Raw genomic sequence first — 20,495 nt, 5'->3', positions numbered from 1 at the left:
CAACACACGCTGCTCGAGTCACGTAAGTTCGGTCGGAAGGCCAGATCGGGACAGGGGCGAGGCTGGCGAGCCCGATCGGGCGCGCAGTCTAGCGCTGCCCGGTGGGAGACGCGGCTCCGCACCGAGCGGCCACGTCGCTCAATTCTTTCTCGATACGCGATGCAAAGGCGTTTCGACGGTTGGGCCAGTAGCGCATTCTGCTGGAGGCGGTTCGCCTCCAGCGAATGATTATTGCATGGCAGCATCAGTCTTCGTCGGGAGCTTAAGCTTCAGTCCGCTCCTGATAACCGGCCTGCGCCGCATTTGCCTGGACGAGAACGGCCATGTTTCCGGGCTGGTGCTCGTTCTTGGACATTTTCATGTGGGCCCGTGGGGTCTCACCCCAGCTGAAAACCTCGGAAAGGCAGGGATCGATACGCTGTTCGTGAACAAGGCGATTCGCTTCCCACAATTGATATGGATTTGCGAAGTGGCTGCCTTGGACTCTCTTTTGTCTCATCCATACGAAGCGAGCGTCCATGGTAAGATGGTAACCAGAAGTCCCACCACAGAATACAACCATTCCGCCCCGTTTCACGACATAGCAGCTCACGGGGAATGTCATTTCGCCCGGATGCTCGAAAACGACGTCGATATCGGTGGCCCCTCCTGTGATTTCCCGGACAGCTCTGCCGAATCGGCGCACCTCGTTCATGTAATCCCTGTATGCAGCGACATTATCGCTATTTGGAAGCCGTCCCCAACAGCCAAACTCTTTTCGGTTGATCACGCCTTTGGCGCCCAATGACGTCACATAGCGACGTTTTGAGTCATCAGAAACAATGCCGATTGCATTGGCACCTGTCAGCGTTACAAGCTGGACTGCCATCGAGCCCAACCCGCCAGCTGCACCCCACACCAGCACGCTCTGACCGGGTCGAACAGCATGGGGGGGATGGCCAAACAGCATTCTGTATGCAGTGCCTACCGTGCCCATATAGCACGCGCTCTCTACCCAGCTAAGGTGCGTTGGCCTTGCCAACAGTTGGCGGGATTGAACGCGCGCGAATTGCGCTAGAGCTCCGTCCGGAGTTTCATAGCCCCAAATCCTCTGGGAAGGCGACAACATGGGATCCCCTCCGTTGCACTCGAGATCATCGCCATCGTCCTGATGGCAATGGATAACGACCTCGTCACCCACCTTCCACCTCTTTACTCGCTCTCCAACCGACCAAACAATTCCTGCCGCATCCGATCCTGCGACGTGATGGGAGTTCTGATGCAAATCGAAGGGCGAAACTGGCTGCCCGAGAGAGGCCCAGACTCCGTTGTAGCCTACCCCTGCCGCCATGATCATGACGAGCGCTTCCTCAGGTCCCACAGTCGGGGTATCGATTACCTCCACCTGCATTGCATTCTCTGGATCACCGTGCCGTTCCCGACGTATGACCCATGCGAACATGTGCTTCGGTGCATGGCCCAATGGCGGGATTTCGCCAATCTCGTAAAGGTCCTTCCGGGCGATGTCGCCCACTATCGATGAATCCCGGCCGCTGCGTTGATTGACTTTGCTCATTAGCCACCTCGCTGTCACGCTCGTCCTTTCGCACGTACGACGGCCATCCGGGATAGCGCTCGACTGCTCGTTTCCTGCTGAGCGAGTCACGGCGATTTTCTGACCTGCCAAAATCGCCGTAGGCGCGTGGAGCTCTGGAGACGATCGCGAAGGCTCCTGCTCAAAGCAGGACAAGTGTCCATCCACGTCTGCATTGCCACCGATTGGTGAGAAGTTTTGACGATGATTCGATCGCCGAGTCGCACAATCGGAGTCACGATATCTTTCTCCGGGGCTCTTTCTCCAGGTTGTTTTTGTTGCGGGCTGGCGCATAAAGCGCGTCTCCCAGTCTTTCCCCGCGACCATCTCTTCTTCGGGCGCGCCCGGACAAGGATGCTCTTTGAAGGTCCATCACATTGATCGAGCATTACACATATAATTGGAGAACACGATAAGAGAAATGGCACCTACTAGGAGAGAGCGGTCATTCGTGAACAGAAAAACTGATAAACATCAAACGCGAAGAAGCGGCCGCGAGTACTACAATGAGAGTGGTGATGGATCGGCTCCGGCAGAAAGTAGAGGCCGGCCTGCCTACATGCCGTTTGATCCTGCACAAAATTCGACGGCCTTAAAGCGGTGACGTTTCCACAACTTGCGAGAGATTGCATGACAGCCCTAAGCATTCAGAGGAACGGCAGCGTCCTGGTGGCGCAGTTCAATCGCGAAAACCCGTTAAATCCGCTCAATCGCGAGCTTGAGCAAGATATCGTCGAGACTTGTCGGTGGGCCCAAAACGAACCGGCAGTCAGAGCGATCGTCCTCACTGGGGGAGTGGATCGCTCCTTCGGAGTCGGTGACGACTTGAACGAAGCGCGCAAAATCAAAACGGCAGCCGACGTACAACACCTGATAGATCGAACACTCGGGCTTTATGTGGCTCTCCTCAGCGTGACAAAGCCCACCGTAGCAGGAATTGACGGATATGCGATAGGCGCCGGGCTCCAGATAGCACTCTGCTGTGATTGGCGCGTGGGAACGCCGACGGCGAAGGCGTTAGGATGGGAGCTTAAGCAGGGCCTGGCTTGTCCAATCGGCGCTTACATGCTCTGCAAATGCTTTGGGCGTGCGGCGATGTCGAACCTTGTCTTCGGCTGTGAGGTTGTGCCGCCTGAATGGGCTGTAGAGCACAAATTCTTCAATGAGGTTGCTGAGAGGCAAGACGTGGTTGAAAGAGCGATTTGGCGCGCCGGGGTGCTTGGAAACTATCCGGAAATCGGTTATCGCCGAACGAAGGAGTCGGTGAACCGGTCCTTCATCAGGGGCCTGAGAGAGTTGGCGCCGATGGCAAACAGTATCCTTTTAGACGGGTTCCGCAGCAACTCCGCCCAAGCGCATTTCGCTCGAATTGGTAACGATAGTGGCCGTAATCAGAACGAAATGCTCTCGGCGCATATGGATCCGCGATGATTTGGTGTGACTGGGTGATCGAACACCTGCGTGCGCAAAGGCCCGGTAATGGGTTTGTTCAGCTCCGCATTAGTTCAAATGCTGAGTGAGATCGGTGATCGCGGCTTCTAAAAGAACAGCCGACGTTTCGACATTCAGCTCAAGGATCTCGGCCTCAACGTCGCGAAGTAGGGAAATGAGGCCGATAAGTTGCCTCTCTCGCTCGGTTGCAGATTGTACCATTTTCCGCGTACTGTCGCATGTTCGGCGACGGAGGTCCCATTTCATCGGGTTAGCAGGTGCTCTCACGATGGTCCTCAGCGGCTCTCAGCTTATCAAGAAGAAATAGATCATTCTCATTGAGCTATACTCAAGGGATGCTTCATCGGTTCTCAGGTCTAGAGTGGAGAGAATACGAAAATAATGACAGAGAATCGCCTACCATCTCTTGGGGGAGGGTAGCGAGATTGCCGCTTCTTGGCGAATAACCATCGTTGGTCCGTTAGTTGTCCAAACATGGGCTTCTTTTGGGTCGCGCTAATTTGACGGATTGGAGGCGCAACAACTATCCAGTTGCCGCGCCTATTCCGACCTACAAATATGACCGACGCTGCCTGGCTACACGGGCGCATTCGAACTGCGTCATTTCCATGCTCTGTTCCTTACTATAAGCAGGCGTGCTGCTCGGCCGACTGTGCCAAATCGATGCTATAGCTGTTCAATGGGTCATTAGCCTGGAAGCAGATTATCCGCGCAGGCGTATCGGTGCCGTCAAACATGAAAGTCGCACGAGACTATCCTGCACCACCGTCTCCCGGCGGAGCTCCTCGCTCGTGAACTAGATCACCTGACGTGGTCCCGGCTCAAGGCCGTTCACTTGCGCAGAGGCTTGCTGCCGGCCCATGATGAACTCCTGTTTGAACACGGAGCAAGCACTGGTCCGCCTTTGATGGAGTCGCGAAACTACGACATTGATGTTCGGATGTGCCCTAAGCACGAATACTGTCAGCGCATTGATTGATCGGGAGCTATCGGAAGTCGTGCCACGACGCGACGCTCCCTGAGCACACCTGGGAAAGCCGACACTGTTCATCTAACGTACCCGTACCCGCCTCTACTGACATATATGCGCCTTTCGTTTCGTGCTGTCTCTCCGGAGAACCCTCACGACCGATCCATTGTTCGAAGTATGCCCCTAGGAATCGTAGCGCCTTAGTCGCTAACTCCGGTCGAGACGGGGAAATACAGCATGCAAGAAATAGTGCTGCCTACCATTTCTGTAGAAGGCCGGACGATCGAGTTCGCTTTAGGTATCGATAGCAGCAACGTGAGATCAGTAGTGAGGCAGCGTTGTGCAACTTCGTGGTGGGCGACCGCGGCTTGAGCGCGGTCACGATCTGCGCTCGGTGCAACTGGCGATCCGTGAGGATCGGCAGCCGGCAGAAACGGCCGTGTTGATTGACTAAACGGAGGTTCGACGCCGCTGCGAAATCCACTTGGTCAACTAAGCGCTGCTGATGGCGTGTACATGGTCACGGGCATCCAACTTTGAGGTAGTCCGAATGTCTCCCTCCTACGGTGCGGTGGCTCGCGCTAAAGTGCGCGTCCCAGGACTGCTCGGGCGTACCCATCCGATCCTCATCACAGGAGGACGAGCCGTCGCGGATTATAGGGAAGCATTCAAGGGAAATGATGTGGCCAAGCTGCGAAAAAGCCGTCGCGATTGCCGATGCTGGCCAAGAGCGGGAGGTTCGGTTCATCGGTGAGATCGATCCTTCCACCACCAACGTGCGCCACCTCACAGGGCCGATTGCCAGCCGGTTTGGCCGCGTCCACTTCCGTTACGAAGGCGGACCTCGGACGCACAGTCGGGAATTCGGCAGATTGTTTGTCGTGCAGAAGAGTTGTTGCCCGGAAGGATTGTAGATTCTGCAACTCCGTCTAGCCACCTTTTTGCAGAAGGTTGAAGTTGAGCGCTCCGCACCCGCACCGCAGCGCTTCTTTTTTTCCCGATCGGGAACAACGAAGAGCATTTCGCTGCAGACCTCGCAGGCAAATGAGTCGGTAAACGTCCGGAATGCCCTCGCGACCGGAGTGGAGTCCTTCTTCAGGTCGGCCCATTCGTTTGCACGGCGGTGTTGATCCGCCAGTTCTCATAGCCTGTCCGGGTTTTGGTTTGGGGGAATGTGGTTTCGATCGCGGTGATGCGCTCGACGAAGTCCTTCTGATTCCAGGAGTTGGCGGCTACCTTTGCTTTCTTGAGAAAGTCGCCCAGGTGGCGGTCGCCCTCGGAAGAAGGTCACCGAGAATGAACCGGGCATCGCCCCGGAATTCCACGCTGACGCGCAAGCGATCGCACGCTTCTTTGGCGAAATGCTCAAGATAGTGCCGCAGCAGCGCTGCGGCGGCGCGCACGTCGCTCTTCGCAAGATAACCTTCCAGTTCGGCCCAGACATCGCGGTCGTCCCATTCGGTCGGCCCCAGGTCGACCGTCCAGGTTCGGAAGTGCGCAAAGTTACGACCTTTGATGAGGCCTTCCGTTTTCATGTGCCGGAGCCAGATCTCGTCATGCGTCGTGAAGATGAACTGGGTGTTGGGGAACCTGTCTTTCAAAAGAGCGCAAACCTGACGCCGATGGCCGGCGTCGACCGACATCAACACATCATCGAGGACAGCGAAGGTAAAGTTCGTGCCGAGCAGATGGTTCATGAGCGCGAGGTAGAGGCAGAGGCCCATACCGTCCTGATGGCCCTCGCTATGATAGGCTCCCGGAGGGAAATGCCCACGGCCGTAGAAGTCCACGTCGAAGCCCAGCTTGCCGATCGAGGGCATAAGCTTCGCCGTGAAGGTGTTCTCGTCGTCCTCGTTGATCTTTCGGTAGTAACTCGCGAAGGTCGCCTCGACATCCTTGTAGATCTTCTCGAGCGCAGCGGTTGTCACGGTCCCGTAGGTGCCAAACACCTTGGTGGCGCGCTCGGCGCGAAGCTTGCCGGCCGCAAGTGTCAGGCGCGCGGTCCGATAGTGTTCGAGCCGCTCCTGCGCGAGCACGAGAAAGTCGCGCGCGGCATCCTGCCTGGTCGGCTCCGGAATCGCGGCGATGCTTGCATCGAGCGCGGTCATCGTCGGCTCCAGATCCGGGACGATGTGGACGGCCGCGAGAACCGCGCGCGTGTCCTCGAGCGGCAGAAGCTTCTGAAGCTGCTCGTAGCGGCCACGCAGGACGTTCCTGAATTTCGCCAGTCCAGAGGCGTCGATCTTTGGCGAGAACAGGCTCGCAACATCGATCATGATGTTCAGCGCGGTACCGGCGGCATGAAGGCGGTCGAGGATCGGCTTCAGCTCCGCTTCGAGCGCCGTCCGGCGCTTGCTAACATCGTCGAGGTGGGCGAGCCTTGCGGCGAGATGACCCTTGAAAACATCGGGTTCGAATGGTGTGTCGCAGACCGGACAGGCCGTTCCATCGTAGAGATCCAGCGCCGACTTCAGAAGCGCCTCGCGCGACAGGCCGGTGAGGCTGTCGGCATCCTTGCCGAGCTCGGCAGCGTTGGAATCGGCGGTCGAGCAGGCTTGTTTGAAAGCGTCGGCCTGGAGCGCCAGGAGTGCTTCCCTCAGCGTGGCGAGATCGGCAGCGGCTTGTGTCTTCGGCACACGGACCGGTCCGCCGGTGGCGGTTGTGGTCAGCCCATCCTTCAGCGACGTGTTGACGTCGAGCTCGGGCAGAGGGGCCAGCCCGAGAAGTTCACGGTGTGGATTGACTGCATCGAGGACTGACTTTTTGGTGAGCTGGGCAGCGCCGAGCGCTGCCAGGAAATTCGTGATTGCGTCCTTTTCCGCCCGTTCAAGGCCGGAAAGCTCTTTGGTGCAGGCGTTGGCGATCTTCTGCAGGACGCCGCGGAGCTTCTCGACCTCGTCAAGACGCAGAAGCGACTGGACCTCCTTCGCTCGCTGCCCGGGTTCGGAAAGGACATAGCGGATGAGTTCGCGGCGTGAGAGGACGAATTCGGGGTGGAGATTGATGCTCTCGAACGCCGCGATGACGTCCTTGTCGGCAGGCGTAATTTCCGGCACGTTCGCCGATTTCACGGATCGTCGAATCCGGGCCTTCTTGTTGCCGAGCCCGGGCAGGGTAACATCGATTGTTACCGACGCGGCCTCCGGCCTGTTGCGACTGTCGACATGCGGGCCATGCGCCCTGACGGAAAGTCCTCCCGTCCCGGCGCCGGCCAGACGAGAGATGTTGCCGGTCAGAGCGAACTCGATCGCGTCGACGATGCCGCTCTTGCCGGTCCCGTTCGGTCCGCATGCAGCGAAGTTCTGGCCCCTGAATCCAAGGGTCAGATCACGAATGCCGCGAAACTCCTTGATATGTATCGTGTCGATCCGGATCATGGCGCATCCGGAAAAAGGGCAGCTCGTATGGCGGATTCGTGGAGGATGCCCTCTTCCAGTACGACCTTGCGGAGCCCTCGCGCTACGTCGCCGAGGTCTTCCTCCTTCTCCAGAACCTGGAAGAATTCGCGAAGAATGGTGGCGGCGACGGACTTGACTTTTGCGGGCGGCTCTGCTGCCTCAACTTGATCTTCAGTGGTGTCCAAGCCGTTTACCTCGCTCGCCCAGGCGGGATGATTTTGTTCGTCTTGACTGGCCCGCTGTTCCCGGTGGCCTTTGTCACTGAAGCCGGGCGAGCATATCTCGAGTAGTTTGACGATGTTTGTCGTGAATGTCCTTTGAGCCTCCACAAGTGGCCGCGACTTCTGTTCGTAGTTCCCAGCCGCACCAGATGAGAGCTCTCAATTGCAAGGTAGCCTCAGTATCACGCTGCGCAAGCAAAGCGAAACCGAAGTTCTCTCAGAGCGAGTGTGGAACAAAAAGTTCGGTACGGATCTGCATATCTCAGCTCCTCCGCCTGCATCATGGCGCTTCACCCGGCACGAAGCGTGCCAATGTGTCTAATCTGGATCCTCATCTGTTGGCGCTTCGCCAATGCGTAACACCGTGTGTCCGCTTCCGCCGGTGAGGTGCTCGCCCTGCACAGCGCGTGCGAGAGTGCTCGGGCGCCAGGTCCAGACCGCAGGAGGACGAGCCGTGGCGGATTACAGGCAAACGTCTCGTCTATCGGAATCGATGTCGCCAGCCTGAGAAATGCCGCCGTGATTGCGGACGCAGGCCGGGAGGCAGAGGTTCGGCTCACCGGTGAAGTCGATGCTTTCGACCGTCAACATGCGCTGCGCCATGGTGCGGATCGTCAGCCGGCCCGACCTCGTCAACTCCTGCTACGAGGCTGGCCCGACAGCTTGGGCCTTTGTCGACGGTGTCGCTACTGATCGACAGCTCGACGTGTCGGCTTTCCTCAAATACACATGTCCTGGTTGCGGAAACCGTAGAGGGCAGCGGGAGTCTCGCCGAGAATCCGGTCTCTTGCATCCTGGTCCGGCACGAGCTCCTCAAGCCAGTCCAGCGTCTGCGGACAGGATGGCGCATATGCGTGAGCTGACGTCACATGCGGCCATTCCGACCCCCAGAGCAGTTGTTGCGGACCCAGTTCGTCGAGCAGCCTGCTCGTCGCCGCCCTGGCCCATTCATCCGGGACGCGTCCGATCCCCGAAAGTTTCACCCACACCTCAGCGCCTGCAGCGAGCGCCAGAAGACGGTCAAGGCGCTGATCCGAGGCAGGGTCGAGGGCGCCATGCGCAAGTCCGAAGCCCCGGAACACCAGGCGATGGCCATCGGCCAGCAGCAGCTCGGCGGCGCGCTCCCGTCCATTGACTCCGCCGGAGACTTCGAGGTGAAAGCCCAGCTGAAGCGCAGCCTCAATGGACTCTGTCAACGTATCAGGATCATCAAGGGTCAGCGCCAGACCCGCAGCGCCTGATCGGCTCCACTCCTCAAGGACCTCGGGCGCCAGCGGCTGAACGAGGGGCGGAACGACCCTCACCGGCATTCGGGCCTTTCTTGCCTGGGCAAACAGCTCCGTCGGGTCTCCGTACAGGAAGGCGGGCTGGACCAGCACCAGACCGGTGATCGCGCAGGCCTGCGCAGCGCTCTCCAGTTGTTCCAGCGAGCCGTCGATGAAGGGCGCCGTCAGGCGGGCCTCCTGGCGGAACGCGTGGACCTCGCAATCGATCCTCATCACATCCTCGGCAAAACAACTACTGGCACGCAGCTGGCCAGTCCGCGGTTCACTTGAAGCAGCTCATCGACGGCAATTCGATCGTCGCAGACACGCTCCGGTTTCTGCTCGGGTGCGCGGCAGATGGCGATGCCTCGAGACCATGCCACTCTGCAAGATCTCGCCGACAGAGACCGCACCCCGGGATGAAGTGCTTGCACGCCATTGCAGTGCCGGGGCACCGTCGATGCTCATCCGGCCGGTTGCCCTGAACTTCCAGCTTTAACAAGGATCGCCTTAGCGCGAAGCAAAAACAGGGACAATGCCGCCCGGGAAAAAGAATCGAAATTGTTCGTACGTTCTGTACGAAAGTGGCGCGCGGGTTTTGAACGCAAGATGCGGGCAATCTCGTAAGGCCTGGATCGGTCAGTTCGGTCGTCCCGATAGAGCAATGGCACCGGGCATGCTGCCGTGCGAGCAGATCAGATCGAAGCGCTCTGGAGGGTTTGCTCCGTGCGAGCCTCTTTGTTCTGCAGGTCTTGACCTCGAAGTCTGCGAATGGCGCAGCTTTCAATTCAGGAGAGCTGTCGCAGCATGGTACTTTGCGGCCTGCGCTTCAGCGTCTCTCGCCTGAAAGAGCGCTATTTTTTCTTGCGGCTTGAACGGGTCGGCTTTCGACCTTTAGGCAAGGTCCTGGGCGGCCTCGCACCCTCCGCAGGCTCAACAAAGAATTCAGACATATGAACGCCGAGCGTTTTGGCCATTCGTTCAAGAAGATCAATTGTCGGGTTCTTCTTCTGCAGCTCAATTCCGTTCATATAGGAGCGGTCAACGTCGGCGTCGTAAGCCAGCTGCTCTTGCGGAATACCGCGATCTTCGCGGATCCGGAGCACATTCCAGGCCACCAGCGCACGAGCTTTCATGCGCTCAGGCAGCCATTTGATCGTCTATCAAACCACTGGCTATAACCCTCGTATTGCGTTAGCCTCGTCGAGAACGGGTTGAGCCGTCCCTGCGCGCAAGCTTCAACGAGAAAGCCGGCTATCCAAATGTCGCCGGCGGCGGGCCAGATGAGGCGATCCTGACGAGTTGTGGCAAGCGCGTTTGATGATCTCTTGGCGACTTCCTGATGTGAAACCAGACCACGCCGACTGCAGGAAAGTTGCGCGGATAGTCCGGCACGTTGTTCCAGATTGCCGGCCAGTGCGAACTCGCGCCGCGCTCGATAATCATCTGGCGCGTGCAAAATGGATTATCGACGGCCGCGTGCTCGTCGTCGGGCAACCAGTAGCAGCCCGGTCACCGGATTTCGTCATTGAAAAGAAAATTTCCCCGCCCGACTGGACGGCGCGGTCAGAACACACCGGCAATCAGCACATGCTTGCTGGTCAGGCGGCCCAGGGCGATCTTTTTGTTGGCAACGGGCAGCGAAGCTGACGAGCGCTGCACGGGAAGTTTCCGGTTTCGCTTTTTGAGCAACCGGGACGGCAATCAAATGCACACCGGGGAGTGAGCGAAATGGAGGCAAACGGGACGAGAAGCCTCGCCAGGGGGCTCCGCTGGCCGGCTGACATCCGGCAGAAAGAATATTTCTGTCGACTGCGACGATCGGTTCCTTACGAAGCGGCTCTGAATACCGCTACAGTCGCCTGGATTTAGGCTTTCGCATTTTGCAGGATTTTCAGGCCGTGTCGTCCGATCCCAAGGTCGCAGATCTGGCACCAAGCGCGCCCGGGCTTACGGGCTACGATGAGCAACACGCCGTCACTTATATGCGTCTCCTCGACGCCGAAGCCGATAACGCCGACTGGCGCGAGGTTGCACGCATTGTGCTTTGTATCGATCCTGTCCTTGAGCCCGATCGCGCCCGCCGCGCTTTCGACAGTCATCTGGCTCGTGCCAGATGGGTGGCGCGCCACGGCTACCGTCATCTCCTGCGCCGCGGTCGGCCGCCGGGCGAATAATCAATCAATCTCAAATGGACGCGGTCTCTCCCGGTCCCGGTCTCGAAGTCCGGTCTCAAAAGCAGGCCGTCCCGTCAAGTGACTGGATCGATCTGGATCTGGCGTCGCCAGAGATGGATTTCCTTGCGCGAATGCGCGAGCACGTTCACCAGATTGCGTGCCGGACCGGATAGGTGAAGGCGTTGCCTGCCGCCGGGCTGAAAGGCCGGTGTTCAGGGCGCGCCTGCAGCCCCGGGGCAAGGCGGGCGGGATGATGCTATGGGACCGAAACCCGCAAACGTCGTCCAGACGGGCGAGATTGTCGTTCCCGGCCAGCAGCCAGGTGCCTGTCGCCGCAGCCTCGAGCCATCACGCAAGGGGGCTATCTCTTCCTTCGATGACGACGGGCTGGCTTGCGCCCCTTGCGCAAGGTCCCGGGAGCCGTCGCGCCTCTTGGTGGCTGAACGAACAGCTCGGACAGATGAACATCGAGTGTGTCAGCGATGCGGTCGAGCAGATCGATTGTCGGGTTCGCCGATTGCCGCTCGAGACCGCTCATATAGGAACGATCGATCCCGGCATCGTACGCCAGTTGCTCCTGCGGGATACCGCGATCTACGCGGATCCGGCGGACATTCCAGGCCACAAGCGCACGAGCTTTCATGCGCCAAGGCAGCCATTCGGATGGCCATCAAACCACGGGCTATAACCGAACTAAAACGAGCTCACCGACCGTGCGGATCGGCAGGGTCCGCACGTAAACAATGAGGATGCTTGCATTGCTCCGGGTGCCGCGACGTCGCCCCGGCCTGGCGGTACTGCGACATGATGAACAGCATCCGTGAAGTACCGGTGCCTCCTTCTTGCTGCACAACCTGCTGTCCGGAGCTGGCGGTTGGCCTGCACGTTCCTCTTCAACGGCGGGCAGTTTTACAACCCTAAACTATCGCGCTTGCACCCGGTCCACCACCAACCGGGCCTCCGGTTCTCCAGGGATCTGTCAGTTGGCCTCTGGAATCGCGGCCTTTTTACAGAGCCGGGCGACCCATCGGCAAAAGGCACGGGCGATTTCGGGATTGTCACTGCGGTCGACGGCATAGGCGCGATATTGCATGCCGCTCGGCGTACGCGATCCCGGGATCACATGCAGCGCGCCTTCACGCACGAGATCGCTGACGATGATTTCCGGCGCGACCAGCAGGCATTTTCCTGTCAGGACAGCAGGCAGCGCAAGGTAATTGTGGTCGTATCGCGCCCCCGACGTCATGTCGCTGGCGGTCAGATTCATTGCCCTCAGCCATGTCGGCAGGATGTCGGGGCGGGAGGTGACGTTCAGAATTGGCATCGAACGGACGATCGAAAGCGTCTTTCCCGCTACGTGGTTTGGGGAGCCCACGCATACAAGCGTCTCGTTGTGAATCTCCCAGTCGTCGGCCGGCTCGATGACGGTCAGATCGCGGGTAATCAGGATGTCGAAATTGTCGGATGAATTTGGCGGCGACAATGAACTGATCACGTCCACGATGACGCCGTCCATCTCGGCGGAAAATGCCTGCAGATTTGGAATCAGAAACGAGTAGGCAAAGGTCGAAAGCGATGTGCGCACCACAATCCGGTTCGTGTCCGACCGGTTGCGCCGTCGCATTCTCTTCGTGGTGAAACACACGGTATCAAGTGGTTCGGCAACTGTGTTGGCAAACAGCCTTCCGAACTCCGTCAACTGGCTTCCCCGGCCTCGCCGTTCCACGAGGTCTGTACCGAGATAGTCCTGCAACACGGCGAGATAACGGCTGACGGAGCTCTGGGTTGCGCCCAATGCGGTGGCCGCCCGCGTTACGCTTCCTTCCCGCGCGATGGTCACGAACACCCGGATTGCATTGAGGGGCACTTCATCCTGTTCGACGGCCAATCTTTTGCTCCGGTAGCATCTGCAATGCACTGGCTGCCACGGATGGCCTTGGCGGAAACGAATACTCCATCACATTATTCGATGGGTATGGTCGGAGTCCTGCTTATCAATGCTGTCTCGCGCGTAAAAGCGGCTTCTTTGTACGTTTCGTGCAGTTTGGCTCGCTACTGCAATCGCGGAGGCCACTTTTCCGGTGCGGATGGTGGCGCACCGAGGGGGACCCCGGCCATCGTCGACACCGCAACCACTTTCAGGAGAACAAAACGGTTTACCTGCATTTTCCCGGTGGCGCAGGGCAGGGCGCTCAGTGAAGCCTGGAGCCTGGTGCTTTTCAGGATCTTGCTGCTCGGCGATGATACAGGCAACTGCTCAACGAAGGAAGCGGGCTTCAGCCGCCTTGATCGCTTCGGTCCGCTGAAGTCTGAAAATCTCCTCCACAGGCAGAATATCCTTGTGCACGTGCTGGACGCCGCCATCGGCGATGATCCGGCGGAACGTCTCCTGCATGCAGGTTGCCGCGGCGCGGATGCCGTAGTTGCCGTAGATCATCATGCGGATATTGCCCAGCGCCCTGGCCCGTCTGGCATCCAGATCCGGGTAGGCGTTCGGTACGACCACCAGCGGCACCGCTCCGGTCCAGGCCCGCGAAAAGCTCTCGATCTCGCAAGCATCCTTCTTTTTCGAATGGATCAGAATCATGTCGGCGCCGGCTTCTGCGTAGGCCAGCGCCCGGCGCAGGGCTTCCGTTTCGCCCAGACCTGCAATCAATGCCTCGGTGCGGGCAATGACGAGAAAATCCGGGTTCCGTCTTGTTGCGACGGCAGCCTCGAGCTTGCCCTGGAATTCCTCGATCCGCAGCAGCTCCTGTCGACCACCCGCAACAAGGCTTGTGACCTTCGGAAAGGTCTTGTCCTCGATGACAACAGCGCTGGCGCCGGCCCGCTCGTATTCACCGATTGCATGAATGACGTTGATCGCATTGCCGTATCCCGTATCGATGTCGGCAACAATCGGCAGCGTCGTACGTCCGGCAATCGACCGCAGCATATCGAGATGCTGCGTCATCGAGATCAGGCTCATGTCCGCGAGCCCGTAAAGCGCTGCAAGTTCGAAGCCGGAGGCCCACAGGCCATCGAATCCGGCTTCTTCGGCGAGAATTGCGGAAAGAGGGCTGTGGGCGGCCATGATGTGCACAAGGCCGGTCTCGGCCATGCGGGCGCGGAGGCGTCTGGCTGGTGACATGATGAAATCTTTCAGAACGGGGGCGCGGAAGTGGAAATGCTGCGCTCACAGGCGGGGCGATCGTCGGACGCGGTCGCGCAAGCAAGCCGGATGCGGGGTGAAGCCGCGAATCCTGTGATCCATGACCGCGATGCCGGTTTCCATCGCCTTGCCGCGCGAGGCGGGGGCTTCTCGATGGTATCTGTGCGGGTGAGCGGAACGCTGCAAACCTGATCCGGCACACGGCACGAAGGCTGTCCGCGTGAATTCAGCCGGGCGGGCGCGACACCGTGGCGTTGCCACGATGCGGTCGCCGGGTGCGGCATTGAATACGGTTCATCGCGGGCTGCCTCGATCGCAGCCCCGTCCTGGCGGGGGCACGGTGTTGATGTCACCGCTTGCACGGACGGATCGAGACCGGTGAAGAGTTCGTTCAGGACGACCTGTCCGGCATCACGCTTTGCAGCGGTCCGCTGGTTGTTCCAACCGCGTGCATGATGGTCGTTGGCACTCTTGATCGCCACGGACAGCGACGTCATCCTGACTGAGGATCTGCCGCGCTTATGCCGGATCCGGATGCCTGCCTCACAGGAGAAGGTGGCCGTCCCGAAACTGGCGGCCCACTGACTGAAGGCGACTGGACCGGTGCTTCGGGCGCGCAGCAACTCCGTCCATGCTCCGGCATCAGAGGGCGGGACGCCATCGAGCTGTGCTGCAGCGGGCGACAAGACAGGATTCCTGAGAGAAGACACAGTCATTGTTCATGGTCTCTATCCGCTCCTGGACGCGGGGACCAATCGGGCTATCGCATTTTTTGGATCAACCAATCGAAAGTTGCGGTAACTGACGATCGGATCTTCCGGTTGGCCCTCGTGCTGACCGGCGCCGGTAGCCGAGGCAGGTGAGTACGACGAACGGCTGGCGCGATCTCACGGCATCATCGCGTGTGACGAAAGCCGGTCAGCCCGGCAGCCCTCGGGGAGCCGGCAGACACATGCGCGGATTACAGTGCCGGTGCGATGGACAGTGATTTGATGATATCCGGCACGCCGTGATGGTTGCAGGGACAGAAAAGTAAGCAAAGGCAAAAAGGAAAGATGGCGCCCGAGACGTGCCTTGTTTCGCTTCCCGCGGCCGTCACGCTGGTATGATGGCGGAACGGCCGACGAAAACTCAGGTGTTGTCCTGAACGGCCATTCGAATCGGTCTGCCGCGTTCAGATGTCCGGTACAGCGCCGGATGCCGCCGATCGAAAACCGGAGAGCAGTTCGCCTCTATGATGAGCTCTGCGCGCGCGAGCGCATGCCATCGAAACGGGCCCGTCTTCGGTCGACATCGGCTGACCGGGTTGCCTGTCATCGCATGATTGCAGGTTCCGATTGAGTTATTCGATGGGTGTCATCCAGCCTTAGCAATGGAGGTCTTGAAGTCGTCACGGACTGGCGAACACGTCAGGTTTCACGATGGTCTGGAAGCGAAGCTATGGCATCCGTGCAGATTGACGGCATCCGGAAGAACTATGGCCCGACGCCGGTGCTGCGCGGTGTGTCGCTGTCGATTGCGGACGGCGAGTTTCTGACCCTGCTGGGACCATCGGGATGCGGAAAGTCGACGCTGCTGCGGATACTGGCCGGCCTCGAGGTACAGGACGCAGGCTCGATTTCGATCAGCGGGCGGGCAGTGGATGGACTGCGGCCAAAGCTGCGTGATGTCGCGATGGTGTTTCAGTCCTACGCGCTCTATCCCCATATGACGGTCGCCTCCAACATGGCGCTGCCGCTGCGGATGCGGCGCCTCTCGGCCATGCAGAGGTTGCCTGTTCTCGGCCGCCTGCTGCCAGGAAGAGCGCGGATCTCTGCCGAAATCGACGCCGAGGTGACCCGCACAGCCGGCTTGCTCGGGATCGGTCACCTCCTGGGCCGCAAACCTGGACAGCTCTCCGGCGGCCAGCGGCAACGCGTGGCGGTTGGCCGCGCCATGGTGCGCCATCCCGCCGTTTTCCTGATGGATGAGCCGCTGTCCAACCTCGACGCCAAGCTGCGCGTGCAGATGCGCGCCGGGATCAAGGAACTGCACCGGAGGATCGGCGCCACCTTCGTCTATGTCACGCATGATCAGGCCGAGGCCATGACGCTGTCGGACCGGGTCGCGGTGATGCTCGACGGCGAGTTGCTGCAGATCGCGCCGCCGCAGGACATCTATGCGGACCCCGATGACAGACGTGTTGCCGAATTCATCGGCTCGCCCAGGATCAACATCCTCGACGGCGTGGTGCGCGAGCGCGGTCTGATCGATGTCGCCGGATCGACGCTTCCGATCGAGGCTGATGCGCTCACCGGAGTGCCTCTTACCCTCGGTATTCGTCCGGAGGCTTTTCAACTCGCCGAACATCGCGGCCCGGACACATTGACCGGTTCCGTGCGCCTGATCGAGCATATGGGATCCGATCTCTTCGTGCATCTCGACCTGCCGGGCATCGATCACCCCCTGATCGCAAGGCTGCTCGCCGAACGGGCGCCCCGGATCGCGCCGGGACAGACCTTGCATCTCGGCGTCCGGGCGGACCGCGTGCTGCTCTTTACCCGTGACGGACGTCGTCTGCGCCGCGAGGCCGGGCAGGGTCCGGGATCGGTTGCCCCGTTCCGCGAGATTGCCTGATGGGCAGGCCCGTTGCGCTTTCCGGTGCTGCCGACGGGGCGTGCCCGGCCGGTGGCGGGCGAACGTCGTCCCTTGCGGCGCGCAGACGGGCTGTTGCAGAAGTGCTGGCGGGCTGGACGCTGGTCGGGCCTGCCGCGTTCTTTCTGGTCATCCTGTTCTTTCTGCCGGCGACAGGCGTCTTCGTCATCGCGCTCACGGACTGGCAGTTCGGGGCGCGTTCGCTCTCCTTCGTCGGCCTCGCCAACTTCCGCGAGGTCCTTGCCGACGCCGGTTTCAGGACCTCGCTCCTCAATACGGTCTTCTACGTTTCGATGGTTGTGCCAGGCACCGTTGTGCTTGGTCTTCTCGTTGCGCTTCTTGTCGAAAGCGGCAGATCCTGCCGGTCCTTTTACCGCGCCGTTCACTTTCTGCCCTTCATGGCGACGATCACCGCCACGGCGATCGCCTGGGACGCGCTGCTGCATCCCGCGATGGGCCCCGTCAACCAGACATTCGCGGCCCTCGGCCTGCCTGTTGCCAACTGGCTGCGCGACGAGAACACCGCGCTGCCGGTGCTCGCCGTCATCGGGGTCTGGCAGAACCTCGGCTACGCCATGGTGCTGTTCCTCGCCGGCCTCAAGAGCATTCCCCAGGACCTTTATGATGCGGCCGATATAGACGGTGCAGATCTTGCGCTCGACCGGCTGCGTACCGTGACACTTCCCATGCTCGGTCCGGTCTCGATGTTCGTCGTCATTGTCGTGGCGCTGCGAGCGTTCGAGACTTTCGACACCGTGAAAGTGCTGACACAGGGCGGGCCCGGCCACGCCTCGGAAGTCCTGCTCTATACGCTGTACCGGGAGAGCTTCGAATATCTGCACACGGGATATGGTGCCGCCGTTGCCGTCGTCTTTCTCGCCATCGTCGTGACGCTCACGCTCGTTCAGGCCCGTGTCATGGACCGGACGGTGCATTACCAATGAGCGCTGTCACGTCTGCCAGCCGGCTGTCGCCGGTTTCCGCCATTTTCCGGAATGTCGTGCTGCCCGTCACCGCGGCGGCTGGCTTCGTCGATCTGCGCGAATGGTATGCCCGCCCGCCAGGCCAGCCTCCGAAATCTTCTCCTTGCCCGGCGACAGTTCGTCGGAGGAGCCGGCGGAGCTGTCAGACAACAGGCCAACGGAGGCAATCGATGTTTCCTTCACGCAGGACCTTCCTGTCGATGGCAACCGCTGCGGCCGCAGCGCCGGTCGTGAGGGCCCGTGCGCATCAGCAGACGACGATCCGGGTCTGCTATGCTCCGGCCTCTCTGAAGAGTCTCTACGAGGCGCTTGCGCGGCGTTTCATGGAGGCCCGTCCCGATATCAGGGTCGTTCTTGACAGCCCCGCCGTCGATTATGACGGCCTCGTCCAGCAAACCTTGCGGCAGAACATAACGAAGCAGCTGCCCGACATTTCCCACCAGGGGCTGAACCAGATCCGGCCCCTGGCCGATCGCGGGATAGTCGTGCCGCTTGATCGCTTCATCGCAGGCGATCCGGCGTGGAAGATGATCGGCGTTCCGCAAGAGGTGACATCGTTTGCGTCATACGGCGGGAAAACCTGCGCCCTGCCGTTCGCAATTTCCGTTCCTGTGCTCTTCTACAACATGGATCTCGTGAAGAAGGCCGGCGGTGATCCTGACAATCTGCCCGACGACTGGGATGGCGTCATCGCGCTAGGCAGGAAGATCGGTGCCCTCGGCGAGGGGACCGGCCTCTATGTCGAATACACCAACAACGGCTGGTCGTTCCAGACGCTGGTGGCTGCCTTCGGCGGCCGGATGATGAGCGAGGACGAAACAAGGATCGCCTTCGACGGCCCGGCCGGCCGTCAGGCACTGCAGCTGTTGCAGCGTCTCGGGAAGGAAGGCCAGCCAGGCTTTGAACGGGACCAGGCGCGGCAGGCATTCCGGGCGGGAAAGCTCGGAATCCTGTTCGGCGCTAGCAGCGCGCTGAACGGCTATCAGCAGTCGGCGGCCGGCAATTTCCGGCTGAAGGTCGGATCATTGCCGGTCTCTTCGGCGGCAGACAGGCTTCCGGCCGCAGGCAACGGCATCGTCATGCTGACTGATGATCCCGACAGGCAGAAGGCGTGCTGGGACTACATCAAATTCGCAGTCGGGCCGGCCGGTCAGACCGTCATGGTCGAGGCGACCGGTTACGTGCCGGTGAATCTTGCCGCGATCAGCGATCCTGCCGGGCTCGGCAGGTTCTTCGACGCACACCCGGAGCATCGCATCGCCAGCCAGCGCATTGCGATGATGACAGGCTGGTTCTCCTTTCCGGGCGAGAACAACTCCAGGATCATCAAGGCCATCGAGGATCACTGCTATCTCGTGGTCTCGCAGAAGCGGGATCCGGCCGCGGCGCTCTCAAGCCTCTGGAAGGACGTCGATGCGCTGCTGCCGCACTGAGGACGCCGGTGCGGGAGCGCCGGCAAGCCACCCTTCATGGTTGCTGATGTCGTGAGATCTCTTCTTTCGCGCGCCGGCAATCCTGGTGTCTTCCGGAAATGAACTGCTTGCGATTGAGGTCTGAAGAGATGCCAACGATCCATCGATTGCGGCGAGAACGATCCCGCCAGCGGAATCCATTCCCCCGGCAGGGGGCTCGTGTCGCGACCAGCCGTGCAGGCGGTCTCGGGAGAGACGCATTTAACAGGAGATGTCAGACATGCAGCTGATCGATCTGAGCCGGGAACTTCACCATCGCGCCCCGGCGCCCCAGATGCATCCGCCGATCATCATGGGCGTCTGGAACGATCACAGCGAAATCAAGCAGGCCGGCGCGACGCGCTTCAGCTCGAAGTCCTGGGCGCTGTCGCTCAGCGATCACTCGGGAACCCATGTGGACGCGCCCTGTCATTTCAATCCGGATCCTGATGCTCCCTCGATCGACCAGATTCCGCTGGAGAATTTCTATACCGGGGCGATCTGCCTCGATCTGTCGCATGCGCCCCTGAGACACGAGATCACGGCTGCCGACATGGAAGAGGCGCTCAAACGATCAGGCCAGCAGATCAGGCCGCGTGACACGGTGCTCATCGACATGGGCGTCAACAGGCGTCTGTGGGGTACGCCCGGCTATCTGCATGACTTCCCCGGGCTGCATGTCGACGCCGTGCACTGGCTCGCCGACCGCAAGATCCTGATGTTCGGCGTCGAGGCCATCAGCCCGGCACCGGAAGGCGAGGCCAACTACAAGGCGCACCTTGCCTGCGCGGCCCGCGGCATCACCCACATCGAGTGCATGTGGAATCTCGACCGGCTCGTCGGCAAGGGCCGGTTCCGCTTCATCGGATTTCCGCTCAGGATCCGCGGCGGTACTGCAAGCCCGATCCGTGCGGTCGCTGTGCTGGACGAATAAGGTCCGTGCCTTTGCTGCTCTCCTTCATGCAGACGCGATCGCACTTCGCAGGCCATGACGGCCCTGCAGAACTCCCGTGCTCACGGCCGTCATGCGAGCGACAGCGTTGCTTCCAGGGAAAAGGGTCCTGCCGCCGGTCGCCTTTGCTTAGGTCATGCACTGCGCCCGGCGCTCGCGGTCCGTCCTGGCCGAAGGCGGAGGAAGTTGCTCCACGGCATGCACGTGAACGCATCGAGGAATTCCGCGCCGGTTGCGCAAGCATCATCGCGAAAGGCGCCGCCTGATT

At 60.3% G+C, this 20,495-nt stretch carries 16 protein-coding genes; 7 read left to right on the top strand and 9 right to left on the bottom strand.

The genetic code is table 11. The features are described from left to right. Window positions 1-262: 262 nt before the first annotated feature. Window positions 263-1,555 carry a crotonyl-CoA carboxylase/reductase gene (gene ccrA, locus QA635_RS32920; RefSeq protein ID WP_283063834.1) on the bottom strand — a complete coding sequence of 431 codons (1,293 nt, stop codon included), beginning with the start codon at window positions 1,553-1,555 and terminating at the stop codon, window positions 263-265. 648 nt (window positions 1,556-2,203) lie between these two features. Here ccrA and QA635_RS32915 point away from each other — a divergent pair. After that, window positions 2,204-3,004 (top strand): enoyl-CoA hydratase/isomerase family protein, encoded by an 801-nt coding sequence (locus tag QA635_RS32915; protein WP_283063833.1) that lies wholly within the window; start codon window positions 2,204-2,206, stop codon window positions 3,002-3,004. A gap of 2,223 nt (window positions 3,005-5,227) precedes the next feature. Here QA635_RS32915 and QA635_RS32910 read toward each other — a convergent pair. From QA635_RS32910 to QA635_RS32890, 5 genes are all read right to left on the bottom strand, one after another. Then, window positions 5,228-7,372 (bottom strand): AAA family ATPase, encoded by a 2,145-nt coding sequence (locus QA635_RS32910; RefSeq protein ID WP_283063831.1) that lies wholly within the window; start codon window positions 7,370-7,372, stop codon window positions 5,228-5,230. Then, window positions 7,369-7,578, bottom strand: a complete 210-nt coding sequence (locus QA635_RS32905; RefSeq protein ID WP_283063829.1) for a hypothetical protein — start codon at window positions 7,576-7,578, stop codon at window positions 7,369-7,371. Before QA635_RS32905 ends, QA635_RS32910 begins: the two co-directional genes overlap by 4 nt. A gap of 498 nt (window positions 7,579-8,076) precedes the next feature. Next, window positions 8,077-8,217: a hypothetical protein gene (locus QA635_RS32900; RefSeq protein WP_283063827.1), complete on the bottom strand. Its 141-nt coding sequence runs from the start codon at window positions 8,215-8,217 to the stop codon at window positions 8,077-8,079. A gap of 116 nt (window positions 8,218-8,333) precedes the next feature. Next, window positions 8,334-9,113 (bottom strand): amidohydrolase family protein, encoded by a 780-nt coding sequence (locus tag QA635_RS32895; protein ID WP_283063825.1) that lies wholly within the window; start codon window positions 9,111-9,113, stop codon window positions 8,334-8,336. A gap of 620 nt (window positions 9,114-9,733) precedes the next feature. Then, entirely contained in the window at window positions 9,734-10,015 is a 282-nt protein-coding gene (locus tag QA635_RS32890; protein WP_283063824.1) for a helix-turn-helix domain-containing protein, read from the bottom strand. 280 nt (window positions 10,016-10,295) lie between these two features. Here QA635_RS32890 and QA635_RS32885 point away from each other — a divergent pair, with 280 nt between their 5' ends. Next, window positions 10,296-10,529 carry a hypothetical protein gene (locus QA635_RS32885; RefSeq protein WP_283063823.1) on the top strand — a complete coding sequence of 78 codons (234 nt, stop codon included), beginning with the start codon at window positions 10,296-10,298 and terminating at the stop codon, window positions 10,527-10,529. A 251-nt stretch (window positions 10,530-10,780) separates the two neighbouring features. Next, window positions 10,781-11,056 (top strand): DNA -binding domain-containing protein, encoded by a 276-nt coding sequence (locus QA635_RS32880; RefSeq protein ID WP_283063822.1) that lies wholly within the window; start codon window positions 10,781-10,783, stop codon window positions 11,054-11,056. Between the two features lie 361 nt (window positions 11,057-11,417). Here QA635_RS32880 and QA635_RS32875 read toward each other — a convergent pair whose 3' ends face one another. The 3 genes from QA635_RS32875 to QA635_RS32865 form a co-directional block, all read right to left on the bottom strand. Then, on the bottom strand, window positions 11,418-11,699 hold the full coding sequence (locus QA635_RS32875; protein WP_283063821.1) for a helix-turn-helix domain-containing protein: 282 nt from the start codon (window positions 11,697-11,699) through the stop codon (window positions 11,418-11,420). 336 nt (window positions 11,700-12,035) lie between these two features. Further along, a complete protein-coding gene (locus tag QA635_RS32870) occupies window positions 12,036-12,944 on the bottom strand; it encodes a LysR family transcriptional regulator (protein ID WP_283063820.1) in 909 nt (302 codons plus the stop codon). 369 nt (window positions 12,945-13,313) lie between these two features. Further along, on the bottom strand, window positions 13,314-14,156 hold the full coding sequence (locus QA635_RS32865; protein ID WP_283063819.1) for an isocitrate lyase/phosphoenolpyruvate mutase family protein: 843 nt from the start codon (window positions 14,154-14,156) through the stop codon (window positions 13,314-13,316). 1,491 nt (window positions 14,157-15,647) lie between these two features. On the opposite strand from QA635_RS32865, the gene QA635_RS32860 reads away from it, so the two are divergent. The 4 genes from QA635_RS32860 to QA635_RS32845 all read left to right on the top strand — a co-directional run bounded on the left by QA635_RS32860 (window position 15,648) and on the right by QA635_RS32845 (window position 20,209). Then, complete coding sequence (locus QA635_RS32860) at window positions 15,648-16,823, top strand: ABC transporter ATP-binding protein (protein ID WP_283063818.1); 1,176 nt, start codon at window positions 15,648-15,650, stop codon at window positions 16,821-16,823. Continuing rightward, a complete protein-coding gene (locus QA635_RS32855; RefSeq protein WP_283063817.1) occupies window positions 16,823-17,785 on the top strand; it encodes a carbohydrate ABC transporter permease in 963 nt (320 codons plus the stop codon). The genes QA635_RS32860 and QA635_RS32855 overlap by 1 nt, the downstream gene beginning before the upstream one ends. A gap of 209 nt (window positions 17,786-17,994) precedes the next feature. Then, the gene (locus QA635_RS32850) at window positions 17,995-19,257 is read left to right on the top strand and encodes an ABC transporter substrate-binding protein (protein WP_283063816.1); all 1,263 of its coding nucleotides are present in this window, start codon (window positions 17,995-17,997) and stop codon (window positions 19,255-19,257) included. 259 nt (window positions 19,258-19,516) lie between these two features. Beyond that, a complete protein-coding gene (locus QA635_RS32845; RefSeq protein ID WP_283063815.1) occupies window positions 19,517-20,209 on the top strand; it encodes a cyclase family protein in 693 nt (230 codons plus the stop codon). Window positions 20,210-20,495: the final 286 nt, after the last annotated feature.

Origin of the sequence: Bradyrhizobium brasilense (assembly GCF_029714345.1) — a bacterium.
Classification (GTDB): Bacteria; Pseudomonadota; Alphaproteobacteria; order Rhizobiales; family Xanthobacteraceae; genus Bradyrhizobium; species Bradyrhizobium australafricanum.
Note: the sequence above shows the minus strand (reverse complement) of the source record. Positions and strands in the feature narration are given on the sequence as shown.